Origin of the sequence: Rhizobium mongolense subsp. loessense (genome assembly GCF_900099775.1) — a bacterium.
Taxonomy (GTDB): Bacteria; Pseudomonadota; Alphaproteobacteria; order Rhizobiales; family Rhizobiaceae; genus Rhizobium; species Rhizobium loessense.
Genome location: NZ_FMTM01000001.1, coordinates 565,748 through 577,336, shown reverse-complemented (window position 1 = coordinate 577,336; position 11,589 = coordinate 565,748). Strand labels below are relative to the sequence as shown.

The window sequence follows — 11,589 nt, the reverse complement described above, 5'->3', positions numbered from 1 at the left end:
TGCCGCTTTTCGCCGCTATGGTCCCGCTACCTTCGTTAGTTCAGGGAATCCCATGGCCGCAGACCTCCGCTCGCTTGCCGCACTCATCGCCTCCGAAATCAATGCCCGGCCGGACCAGGCCAAAGCCGCGATCGAGCTGCTCGACGAGGGCGCGACCGTTCCCTTTATCGCGCGCTACCGCAAGGAAGTGACTGGTGGCCTGGATGATACGCAGTTGCGCAAACTGGCAGAACGCCTCGTCTATCTGCGCGAACTGGAAGCCCGCCGCGACACGATCGTCGAATCGATCGCCGGCCAGGGCAAGATGACCGACGAACTGATGGGCAAGATCGCTGGCGCCGCCACCAAGGCGGAGCTCGAGGATCTCTACCTGCCCTACAAACCCAAGCGCCGCACCCGTGCCGAAATCGCCCGCGAGCGCGGCCTCGGACCGCTCGCCGACGCGATCCTCGCCGATCGCTCGAAGGGACCGGCGGTGCTGGCGGAGGACTATATCACTGCCGATGTGCCGGATGCGAAGACGGCGCTCGAAGGCGCACGCGACATCGTCGCCGAAGGCATTGCGGAAAATGCCGATTTGCTCGGCAAGCTCCGTGCCCATATGCGCAGCGCCGCGTTTGTGAAGGCCAAGGTCGTGGATGGCAAGCAGACGGCCGGCGAGAAATTCTCGGACTATTTTGACCATTCGGAGCGCTGGGCGACCGCGCCCGGCCATCGCGCGCTCGCCATGCTGCGCGGCTGGAACGAGGAAGTGCTGACGCTGACGATCGAGGCCGACGCCGAGATCGCCTCTCCCAACAAGCCTGTCGAGCGCATGATCGCTGCTGCCTATGAAATCGGCACGAGCCGCCCCGGCGATCGCTGGCTGATGGATGTCGCAAGCTGGGCCTGGCGCGTCAAACTTTCCATGTCGCTGTCTCTCGACCTGATGCGCGAACTGCGCGAACGCGCCGAAGAGGAGGCGATCCACGTCTTTGCGCGAAACTTGAAGGATCTGCTGCTGGCGGCGCCTGCCGGCTCGCGCGCCACGATGGGCCTCGATCCGGGCATCCGCACTGGCGTCAAGGTCGCAGTGGTCGACGGCACCGGCAAGGTCGTTGCGACCTCCACGGTCTATCCCTTCCAGCCCCGGAACGACGTGCGTGGCGCTCAGGCAGAACTCACCGCGCTGATCCTTAAGCATAATGTCGAGCTGATCTCCATCGGCAACGGCACTGGAAGCCGCGAAACCGAAAAGCTAGTGGCCGACATGCTTGCCGATCTTGCGGGCGCAAAGCCCACCAAGGTCATCGTTTCGGAAGCCGGCGCGTCGGTCTATTCCGCCTCCGCGACCGCCGCAGCTGAATTTCCGGATCTCGACGTGTCGCTGCGTGGCGCGGTTTCCATCGCCCGCCGCCTGCAGGATCCGCTGGCCGAACTTGTCAAGATCGAGCCGAAATCGATCGGCGTCGGACAGTATCAGCATGACGTCGACCAACAGAAGCTGTCGCGATCGCTGGACGCTGTCGTCGAAGACGCGGTGAATGCCGTCGGCGTCGATCTCAACACGGCTTCGGCGCCGCTGCTCTCACGCGTTTCCGGCCTCGGCCCATCGATTGCCGAAGCCATCGTCGTCCATCGCGACCAGAACGGTCCCTTCGAAAGCCGCCGCGACCTGCTCAAGGTCGCGCGTCTCGGCACGCGCACCTTCGAGCAGGCGGCAGGCTTCCTGCGCATCCCGAACGGCAAGGAGCCCCTCGACGCGTCATCGGTGCACCCGGAAGCCTATGGCGTGGCAAAGAAGATCGTTGCCGCCTGCGGCCGCGACCTGCGGTCGCTGATGGGCGATAGCGCGGCGCTGAAATCGCTTGATCCGCGGCAGTTCATCGACGAGAAGTTCGGCCTGCCGACGGTCAAGGATATCCTCGCCGAACTGGAAAAGCCCGGCCGCGATCCTCGCCCGAGCTTCAAGACGGCAACCTTCGCAGAAGGCGTCAACGAAATCTCCGATCTCAAGCCCGGCATGATGCTGGAAGGCACGGTGACCAACGTTGCGGCTTTTGGCGCCTTCGTCGATATCGGCGTGCATCAGGACGGCCTTGTGCATGTCTCGCAGCTTGCCGACCGCTTCGTCAAAGATCCTCATGAAGTTGTGAAGGCTGGCGATGTCGTCAAGGTGCGTGTCGTCGAGGTCGATGCAAAACGCAAGCGCATCGGTCTTTCGATGCGCAAGGACGATGGCTCCTCGGCTCCAGCGCCACGCGGCGAGCCCCGTGGAAATCAAGGCGCGCGGCCGCAACACGACCGGCGTCCGGCTGTCGCGAAACAGGAAAGCCAGGGCGCCTTCGGTGCTGCTCTTGCCGAGGCCATGAAGCGAAAATAATAGCTTAACGGCAGGCATTGCAAAAATGTCACAGTTTGGCAGCCTTGTTGCGGAACTGCCAAATACGGCGCTTGTGTGGCGGAAGAGAGCGACTAAGTTTAACCCATATCATCCTGTCACACATGCGAGGCCTTTCATGGCGTCGGGATTTTTATCAATTGTCCAAAAAATCATCCGCAAGGGTAATCTGAAGCTCACGCTGGCCAATGGCGAGACATATGCAATTGGCGATGGCACCGGAGATCTGGTCGTCGTCCGCGTTGCCGACGAGGAGGCGGAGAAGCTTATCCGCCGCGACCCCACCCTCAAGCTCGGCGAAATGTACATGGAGGGCCGGTTCGTACTTGAACAGGGCAACATCTACGACTTCCTTTCGATGGTGAAGCAGAACACCACGAACGAAATCTTCGATATTCCGATGGCCGCACTTCTGGTCGGCCGCATCGCCCTGCAGCAGCTGAAGAGCCGGCTGCCGGTCAATCACAACAAGCGCAATGTCGCGCATCATTACGATCTGTCGGAAAAGCTTTTCGAACTTTTCCTTGACGAGGACTGGCAATATTCCTGCGCCTATTTCGATCCGCCAGGCATCAGCCTGGAGGAAGCACAAGCCGCCAAGAAGCGCCATATCGCAGCCAAGCTTCTGCTGGAGCCCAACCAGCGTATTCTGGAAATCGGCTCCGGCTGGGGCGGGATGGGGATGTATCTGGCAGAATCGACGGAGGGCGTTGACGTCACCGGCATCACGCTCAGCGAAGAGCAGCTGAAGATCTCGCGCGAGCGCGCCCAAAAGCGCAGTCTCGCCGATCGCGTCCGCTTCGAGTTGCAGGATTACCGCACGATGACAGGCATGAAGTTCGACCGCATCGTCTCGGTCGGCATGTTCGAGCATGTCGGCATCGGCAATTTCAACAATTACTTCCGCAAGGTGCATGAACTTCTCGCCGACGACGGCGTCATGCTTCTTCATTCCATCGCCCGGCCGAAGCCGAGCTTTGCGACAAATGCTTTCATCGAGAAATACATCTTCCCGCAGGGCTACATCCCGTCGATCGGCGAGACGGTGCCTGCAATTGAGAAGGCCGGGCTGCTGATCCGGGACATCGAGGTCCTGCCGCTGCATTATGCCTATACGCTCCGCCATTGGCGCGAGCGCTTCATGGCGCGCAAGGCGGAAGCCGTCGCCCTTTACGACGAGCGCTTCTTCCGGATGTGGGAATTCTATCTCGCCGGCTCCGAAATAGGATTCCGCTGGGACGAACTCTTCGTCATGCAGATCCAGGTTTCCAAGAACCAGTATTCAACACCGGACAACCGCAATTACATTGCCGCGAACGAGGCGAAGCTGAAGGAATTCGAGGCCACACGGCCCCCCTTGGAAAAGGTTGTCTTCTGATATCGCGGCGCAGCTTCGGCCGCGGTTTTCTACAAGGAAAGGCGTGCAGATGAGCAGTGCATTTCCCGAAATCCATCTTGTCCGTCACGGCGAAACAGAATGGAGCCTCTCCGGAAAACATACCGGCAGGACTGATATCCCGCTGACCCCGAATGGCGAGACGGCCGCCCGCAAACTCGGCGATCGCCTCAAGGGACTGGTTGTCTCGGCGGTCTGGTCGAGCCCTTCTCAAAGGGCGACGAACACCTGCGCGCTTGCCAATTTCGGCGCAGATGCCGCAATCAAGCCCGATCTCGCCGAATGGGATTATGGTGCCTATGAGGGCATCACGACGAAGGAAATCCTCGCGGCCCGCCCCGGCTGGCAGCTCTTCCGCGATGGCTGCCCGGACGGAGAAATGGCCGCAGATGTCGGCGCAAGGGCGGACCGTATCGTCCGCGAGCTTCGCCAAGCCGGCGTGCCGATCCTGATCTTCTCCAGCTCCCACTTCCTTCGCGTGCTCGCCGCCCGCTGGCTCGGGCTGCCGCCGGAAGACGGGTCCCGCTTCGTCCTCGATACTGCAAGCATCAGTATCTTAGGCTATGAGCACGATCTGACGGAGCCGGTGATCCGGCGCTGGAACCAGCGGTAAGAGGCTGTCGCGCTTTGGAGCGCGTGATGAACGTTTGAATTTAAAGCTTGTTTCGAGTTCAAGCTTCGGAGCTGCCTATGCGAACACGTCTCGACGATTTCATCAGCAGGATTTCCGCACAGAGGGACATTCTCGATCACATCGCGGCAAGGCAGGCAAGCCTGCCCGATGGACCGATACTAGAAATCGGCCTCGGCAATGGCAGGACCTACAGCCATTTGCGGGTGCGCTTCCCGGATCGGCACATCATTGCATTCGACCGTGAAAACGGTGCGCATGGAAGCTGCCGGCCCGATGACGGCGATGTCGTCATCGGCGACATCAGGGAGACTTGCCTGAGTTATACTGGCACGAAGGCAGCCGTCGTTCATGCCGACATTGGAACCGGCTATGCGGAGCAGGACGCAATCATCCGCGAGTGGTTGCCGTCCCGCGTGGTCGCGGTGCTGACCCTTGGCGGATTTGGAGCAAGCGGCCTGGAATTGAAGCATCCCGACCTGGAGGAAATGCCGCTACCTCCGTCCGTCGAGAAGGGCCGTTATTTTCTCTATCGGCGAAGATGAACGCGGAGGCAGGCCACGCTGCTATTGACCCGCGCCTTCGCCCGTCGCTAGATGGCCGCATGCAACAGATTGGCGGCTTTAACGGGCGCGTTGCCGATGCGCCTTCGGACAATTGGGTTTACCGGATTTTGCCTCCGTGGCTCTGGCCCTATGCGCAGCTGGCGCGCTGGGACAGGCCGATCGGCTGGCAACTCCTGATGTGGCCCTGCTTCTGGTCGGTGACGCTTGCCGCAAATGTGGCGGCGGGACAAGGCCTGTTTTCCGGCTCGCAGACGCTGTTTCACCTGGTTCTCTACTTCATCGGCGCCGTCGCCATGCGCGGGGCAGGCTGCACCTATAACGATCTGGTCGATCACAGGATCGACATGGAGGTCGCACGCACCCGCTCGCGTCCCCTGCCTTCGGAACGCGTCACGCGCACCCAGGCAAAGATCTTCATGGTGCTTCAGGCGCTTGCCGGTCTGCTCGTGCTTCTGCAGTTCAACTGGTTTGCAGTCATTCTCGGCATGCTCTCGCTCGCCATCGTTGCGCTCTACCCGTTTGCCAAGCGCTTCACAGACTGGCCGCAATTTTTTCTCGGCCTTGCCTTTTCCTGGGGCGCGCTGATGGGCTGGGCTGGCATCTTCGGAGGCCTGTCTTTCGCTGCGATTGCGCTCTACCTTTCTTCCGTCGCCTGGACGATCGGCTACGACACGATTTATGCGCATCAGGACAAGGAAGACGACGAATTGATCGGCGTGCGTTCCACCGCCCGGCTTTTCGGCGATCGGACGCGGCAGTGGCTGATTGGCCTTTATGGCGCAACACTGATCCTGATGCTGCTCGCCTTTGTTTTTGCCGGCGTCGGTTTCTCGGCCTATCTCGGGCTGCTGATTGCCACCGGCATGTTCGCCTGGCAGATCGCCAGGCTCGACATCAACGACGCGACGCAATGCCTGGCGCTTTTCCAATCGAACAACCGTGTCGGGTTGATCATCTTTGCCGGACTGTTCGTCTCGCTGCTCTTTGGGCTTCCCTGATTGAAACGAAAAACCCGGCGCTAGGCCGGGTTTCAGATTGGGTCACTTGCCGAATTCTTAATTGCGGGCGATAATTTCCTTGCCTTCGATCTTCATTGTCACCCCGAGCTTGCCGGTCGTGCGGCGTACGAGGAAGCGCGGACGGCGATTGGCGAAATAGGAATGGCGTCGGCGCGGTTTCATGTGACTGGTACGCAATTCGCCGAGGTGCTCCTCGAGAGGGCGTGCAATGCCGTCGGCCTCCACCATCAGCATCGGAATGCGGTACGCCTCCGACCAGCCCCGCCAGTCGGCCGCGATATCGGAGAGATCGTGGGCGACAAGCAGCGGAATGCAGAGATCCGGGTCTTCGTGGTGCAATTCCAACGTTACGGTCACTTCCCCGTTGCCGTGGTCGATCGCCCGGGCTGCAACGCCTTTGAAGGCGCGCTTCGGCAGGGCAACGGAAAGCGGCAGGCCGCTGGAGGGAAGGGTCTTGCGGAGGATGGCGCCGCGCTCATCGATCGTTATGCTGACGTCACTTGTGGAGTCGTGGATGGCGTAGCTGACCTGCTGGGGAAAGCGCGACGGATCGAGACGCAGTGTCGTTCCAGCCCAAGCGGGCTTCATAACGGTGTTGTTCATGTTCATTTCTACCCTTGTCTTACCTGAGAGCCGGTTTCCGGTCTTCTCCTCGGGGCTTTTTCGCCCTCTACGCCTCGACAATAGGCGGGGCCTCTTCCGGACCACTTAAAATTTGCGGTTAAGAAAACTTTGCCTTCCCCGATGGTTATCAAAAACCAATGTGGCAAGGTTTCCGGACCATGAACGGACCGGCGAGGATGGCTGCGCCAAAGCGGGACAGCGTCAGGTAAGTCTCGGGTAAGCTTTACATGGCAAAATGCGCGCAGGATCCTGCATTATTCTTTTAGGTTTTGCTGTTTAAGGGCGCATTCATGATTTCCGCCTCCGTTGCCTATGCGATCATAAGTCGCGACCCGAAGACGAGTCTTGACCGCATTGCCTCGCAGGCGACGGTCAAAAGGGACGCGGAATACTACGCCGAGAATATCAACAAGGTGAAGGACGTCGACGACTTCCTGGGCAACTACAAGCTCTACAGCTACGCGATGAAGGCCTATGGCCTCGATGACATGACCTATGCCAAGGCCTTCATGAAGAAGGTGCTGGAAAGCGACCTGACCGACCCCGACAGTTTCGCCAACAAGCTTTCGGACCAGCGCTACAAGCAGTTTGCGGCGGCGTTCAATTTTAATGCGCCCAAGCCCGATGCGCAGACCGATGCGCAGGAAGACGACCTGATCGACAGGTACAACGCATCCTTCACCGATCAGGAAAAGCAGGCGATCAAGGACACCGACTATTACAGCGCGGCGATCGCTGACGTGCAAACAGTCGATGATCTCGTCAACGATACGCGGCTGCGTACCTATGTACTGAAGACGTTCGGCATCGATACGACCTACGCGTCCAAGCAGTTTCTGCGGGATGTGCTGACCAGCGATCTCAACGATCCGAACAGCGTGGTGAACCTTCAGGGCGGTGAGAAGTACCAGGCGCTCGCGGCGCAGTTCAATTTCAATGCAGACGGCACGGTGAATGGCGCTGTCCAGACTGCGACCCAGAAAAACACGGTCATGGAGCAGTACAATCTGAATTCGTCGACCGTCATTGTCGACAACGACGTGTTTCCGGATATCGTCTATACGACGAAGGCTGCTGCCGATTACAACAAGACCTATTACGAATCCAAGATCAAGACGATCACCAACGTTGACAGCCTCATCGCCGACGAGCGCCTGACGGACTACATCAAGGCCGCTTACAGTCTTGGCCCGAGCAGCTTCGGCACGGACTTGAGCGACACTGCCTTGAGGCAAATTCTCGTCGATCCGGCCTATGCCAATACGATGGGTGCCACGGCTGTCTATCAGGCCTTCAGCTTTGAGGCGGATGGAAGCGTCCTCGGGCCTGACGGCCCGCAATCGGATTCCCTGATCCAGGCAACTTCCGTCAACTACATGGCCCGCTACGACGACGAGGCGAAAGCGGCCATCGAGGAAATCGTCGCCAACTACAAGACACGCATGTCCGATACCAGGACGCTGGACAATTTCTCCGACGTCGACAGCATCAACGATTTCCTGAAAACCAACAAGACCGGCGATCTAGACAAGACGAACGACGATTTGCCCGACCTCTATCAGGTTGCGCTTCAGGCTTACGGCTTGACGGAAGAGGAACTGTCGAAATCCGCCATGCGCAAGCTGCTCGCAAGCGATCCGTATGACCCCGAGGGTTATGTCGCGTCCTTCAAGGACGACCGCATCACCCAATTGGCGAGAGCCTTCAATTTCGATGGCGAAGGCAATGCGTCGATCCAGCTGCAGGCCCTGTCGCCCGCCGCGATGGCCAAATATGCGACGAACTATAAGTCGCATGTCACCATGCTGATGAAGGACGGTCCCCTGAAGGACAAGGCATCCAAAGATGCGACCGAGGAAGTCGACTATTTCGCCAAGACCATGGAATCGGTGCAGTCTCTCGATGATTTCCTGGAGGACGACCGGTTGACCGGTCTCATTCTCAAGTCTGTCGGTCTCGATCCGAAGGACTACGACGAAGAGACGCTGCACAAGATTTTCACATCCGATCCCGACGATGCAAACAGTTATCTGAACACCAAGGCGGACTCGAAGTTCAAGAACGTCGTCGCCGACTTTAACTTCGACACGGCCGGCAATCTCACGCGCGCCAAGCTCGGCATCGTCCAGGATCAGGGTGCGCTCGATCGCACGCAGGATGCCTATCTGCAACAGACGCTCGAGACCCAGGAAGGCGAGACGAATGATGGCACGCGCTTGGCGCTTTACTTCGCCCGCAAAGCGCCGGATATCACCTCGCTCTACTCCATCCTAGGCGACAAGGCGCTCTTCCAGGTCATCACCACCGCCTACAACCTGCCGAGCCAGATCTCCAGCATGGATGTCGAGAAGCAGGTTGCGCTTCTCGAAAAGTTTGTGGACCTGAAGGATCTTGGCGACTCGAAGAAGGTCGACAAGTTGGTGAAGCGGTTCACGGCGATGTACGACATTCAGAATGTCACGACCCAATCGCCGGCGCTGCAGATTCTGACCGGTGGCGGTTGAGCCGCCACGTTCTTACGCCACGCTTACCACTTTGCCCGGGTTCATGATGTTTGCCGGATCAAAGGCACGCTTGATGCGGCGCATCAGGTCGATCTCGATGGCGGGGCGGATGGCGGCGAGCTCGTCGCGCTTGAGCTGGCCAATGCCGTGCTCTGCCGAGATCGAGCCGCTGTGTGCCAGAACGATGCCGTGCACAATCTCGTTCATCTCATGCCAGCGGCCGATGAAGGCGTCCTTGTCGGCGCCGAGCGGCTGGGAAATGTTATAATGGATATTGCCGTCGCCCATATGGCCGAATGCGCATATGCGGGCGCCGGGCATTGCTGCCATCACGGCGTCGCCGGCCTCCTGCATGAAATGCGGGATCTTCGAAACCGGCACAGAAACATCGTGCTTGATCGAACCGCCTTCGGGCTTTTGGGCCTCCGACATGCTCTCGCGCATATGCCACAGCGCCTTCTGCTGCGCGACAGATGAGGCAATCGCCGCGTCTTCTACCAGCCCCGCCTCAAAACCCTGTTCGAGTAGCGCATTCATCATCCGCTCGGCGGTTTCCGCCGAATCCGAGGTCGAGATGTCGATCAGCACATACCACGGGTAAGCTGCTTCCAGCGGATCGCGCACGCCCTCGATATGTTTGGCGGTGATCTCGACACCGAACCGCGGCATCAGCTCAAAGCCGGTCAGGGAGGTGCCGCAGAGGCTGCCCGCTAGATTGAACAGGGCAAGCGCCTCCTCCACGGAGTTGAGTCCTGCAAAGGCGACCTGATGGCCGAGCGGCTGCGGGTAAAGCTTGAGGACGGCGCCGGTGATGATGCCGAGCGTGCCTTCGGCACCGATGAAGAGATCGCGAAGGTCGTAGCCCGTATTGTCCTTCTTCAGGCGGCGAAGGCCGTCCCAGATTTCGCCGGTCGGCAGCACCACTTCGAGGCCAAGGCAAAGCTGGCGCATGTTGCCATAGGCCAGCACCGCCGTTCCGCCGGCATTCGTCGAGAGGTTGCCGCCGATCCGGCAGGAGCCTTCGGCGCCGAGAGAGAGCGGGAAAAGTTTACCATGCGCCTCGGCCGCCTTCTGCACCTCGGCGAGGATTGCGCCGCCGTCGGCAACCAGCACGTTCGCCACCGGATCGACGTCGCGGATCCTGTTCATCCGCTCAAGCGAGACGATGATGTCCGACTTGCCCTCGCGCGGCGTCTGGCCGCCGACGAGGCCGGTATTGCCCGTCTGCGGTACGACCGCAGTGCCGGTTTCCGTCGCAAGCTTGAGGATGGCGGAAACCTCCTCGACATTCGCGGGCTTGAGCAGGAGAGGGGAGGAACCGTGATAGAGGCCTCGGTTCTCAATCAGGTGCGGGGCAAGTTCGGCCTTGCTGCGTAGCGCATATTTCTCCCCGACGATTGCGGCGAAGCGGTCGAGAAGTTCGGGCAAGACGCTGGCGCTCATCGAGCTCATTCCTTCCTTGTTATTCGCGCGGCGCGGCGGCACGCCGCAAACGGTCGTTGATCGCTTCGCCAAGTCCCTCGTCCGGTATCGGCGAAAAGGCGATCGTTGCTGCGCCGCTGGCATCGGCCTTCTTCATGTAGTCGAAAAGATTGGCAGCCGCCTCCGCCAGATCGCCACAGGGGCTGAGGTTGAGCACGATGGCGGCATCGCTCGCACCCGCGACATCGGCCGCGCCGAAGGCAATCAAAGCCTCGTCGCTTTTAACAGCCCCGGCATCGAGACGGACATTGGCACCGGGCGCATAATGCGAGGCGAGCATGCCGGGAGCCTCGATTGCTGCGGATGCCTTGCCGGCACGCCGCAGCCGCTTGCCGGCGATGCGCTCGATCTCGGAGGCCGCAAGCCCACCGGGCCGCAGCAGTTTCAGTTCGCCGTCCTCGACCTTGACGATCGTGGATTCGACGCCGACGGTGCTGGCGCCTGCATCGACGATGAGCCGGATCTTGCCGCCGAGATCGGCGTCGACATGCGCTGCGTTGGTGGCGCTGATTCTGCCCGATGTGTTGGCGCTCGGTGCGGCTAGCGGTTTGCCGAAGGCGCGGATAAGGTCGCCCGCAAACCCTTTCGGCACGCGGATACCAACCGTATCCAGACCGGCAGTTGCCAGCGCATGGATCTGGCTTTCCGCCTTCAAGGACAGAACGAGCGTCAAAGGCCCTGGCCAGAAGGCTTGCGCCAGTGCGCGCGAGACCGGATCGAACTCCGCATATTCTTCCGCCATCGCCAAATCGCTCATATGGCAGATCAGCGGATTGAAGCGGGGGCGGCCTTTGGTCTCGTAGATACGGGTTATCGCCACCGCATTGGTGGCATCGGCAGCAAGGCCGTAGACGGTCTCAGTCGGAATGGCGACCGGAAAACCTTCCGAAAGCACCGCCGACGCCATTTGCAGCGCTTCATGTCGATGTTGTGCGATGTCGATTATGCGTGCCATGTGCCGCCCGTTGTTCCAGGCAGTCCCATAGG

General features: G+C 60.1%; 9 protein-coding genes. 6 read left to right on the top strand and 3 right to left on the bottom strand.

Annotation, left to right across the window (positions count from 1 at the left end; all coding sequences use genetic code 11):
- The first annotated feature begins 52 nt into the window (after window positions 1–52).
- The 5 genes from BLP23_RS02925 to ubiA all read left to right on the top strand — a co-directional run bounded on the left by BLP23_RS02925 (window position 53) and on the right by ubiA (window position 5,971).
- Complete coding sequence (locus BLP23_RS02925) at window positions 53–2,362, top strand: Tex family protein (protein WP_092583465.1); 2,310 nt, start codon at window positions 53–55, stop codon at window positions 2,360–2,362.
- A 136-nt stretch (window positions 2,363–2,498) separates the two neighbouring features.
- The gene (locus tag BLP23_RS02920; RefSeq protein WP_092583464.1) at window positions 2,499–3,758 is read left to right on the top strand and encodes an SAM-dependent methyltransferase; all 1,260 of its coding nucleotides are present in this window, start codon (window positions 2,499–2,501) and stop codon (window positions 3,756–3,758) included.
- 49 nt (window positions 3,759–3,807) lie between these two features.
- Complete coding sequence (locus BLP23_RS02915) at window positions 3,808–4,389, top strand: histidine phosphatase family protein (RefSeq protein ID WP_092583463.1); 582 nt, start codon at window positions 3,808–3,810, stop codon at window positions 4,387–4,389.
- A gap of 77 nt (window positions 4,390–4,466) precedes the next feature.
- On the top strand, window positions 4,467–4,952 hold the full coding sequence (locus BLP23_RS02910) for a class I SAM-dependent methyltransferase (protein WP_092583462.1): 486 nt from the start codon (window positions 4,467–4,469) through the stop codon (window positions 4,950–4,952).
- Between the two features lie 59 nt (window positions 4,953–5,011).
- A complete protein-coding gene (ubiA, locus tag BLP23_RS02905; RefSeq protein WP_092584245.1) occupies window positions 5,012–5,971 on the top strand; it encodes a 4-hydroxybenzoate octaprenyltransferase in 960 nt (319 codons plus the stop codon).
- 57 nt (window positions 5,972–6,028) lie between these two features.
- On the opposite strand, the gene BLP23_RS02900 is transcribed toward ubiA, so the two are convergent.
- A complete protein-coding gene (locus BLP23_RS02900; RefSeq protein ID WP_092584244.1) occupies window positions 6,029–6,595 on the bottom strand; it encodes a DUF6101 family protein in 567 nt (188 codons plus the stop codon).
- Between the two features lie 311 nt (window positions 6,596–6,906).
- Here BLP23_RS02900 and BLP23_RS02895 point away from each other — a divergent pair, with 311 nt between their 5' ends.
- Window positions 6,907–9,120 (top strand): DUF1217 domain-containing protein, encoded by a 2,214-nt coding sequence (locus BLP23_RS02895; RefSeq protein WP_092584243.1) that lies wholly within the window; start codon window positions 6,907–6,909, stop codon window positions 9,118–9,120.
- A gap of 12 nt (window positions 9,121–9,132) precedes the next feature.
- Here the strand turns inward: BLP23_RS02895 and BLP23_RS02890 are convergent, their stop codons facing one another.
- On the bottom strand, window positions 9,133–10,563 hold the full coding sequence (locus BLP23_RS02890) for an FAD-binding oxidoreductase (protein WP_092584242.1): 1,431 nt from the start codon (window positions 10,561–10,563) through the stop codon (window positions 9,133–9,135).
- A gap of 19 nt (window positions 10,564–10,582) precedes the next feature.
- A complete protein-coding gene (locus tag BLP23_RS02885) occupies window positions 10,583–11,557 on the bottom strand; it encodes an L-threonylcarbamoyladenylate synthase (RefSeq protein ID WP_092583461.1) in 975 nt (324 codons plus the stop codon).
- Window positions 11,558–11,589: the final 32 nt, after the last annotated feature.

Bases quoted from the DNA above. Each gene is read 5' to 3' on its own strand.
- BLP23_RS02910 (WP_092583462.1), top strand. From the start codon at position 4,467: ATGCGAACACGTCTCGACGATTTCATCAGCAGGATTTCCGCACAGAGG.
- ubiA (WP_092584245.1), top strand. From the start codon at position 5,012: ATGCAACAGATTGGCGGCTTTAACGGGCGCGTTGCCGATGCGCCTTCG.
- BLP23_RS02915 (WP_092583463.1), top strand. From the start codon at position 3,808: ATGAGCAGTGCATTTCCCGAAATCCATCTTGTCCGTCACGGCGAAACA.
- BLP23_RS02890 (WP_092584242.1), bottom strand. From the start codon at position 10,563: ATGAGCGCCAGCGTCTTGCCCGAACTTCTCGACCGCTTCGCCGCAATC.
- BLP23_RS02900 (WP_092584244.1), bottom strand. From the start codon at position 6,595: ATGAACAACACCGTTATGAAGCCCGCTTGGGCTGGAACGACACTGCGT.
- BLP23_RS02920 (WP_092583464.1), top strand. From the start codon at position 2,499: ATGGCGTCGGGATTTTTATCAATTGTCCAAAAAATCATCCGCAAGGGT.
- BLP23_RS02925 (WP_092583465.1), top strand. From the start codon at position 53: ATGGCCGCAGACCTCCGCTCGCTTGCCGCACTCATCGCCTCCGAAATC.
- BLP23_RS02895 (WP_092584243.1), top strand. From the start codon at position 6,907: ATGATTTCCGCCTCCGTTGCCTATGCGATCATAAGTCGCGACCCGAAG.
- BLP23_RS02885 (WP_092583461.1), bottom strand. From the start codon at position 11,557: ATGGCACGCATAATCGACATCGCACAACATCGACATGAAGCGCTGCAA.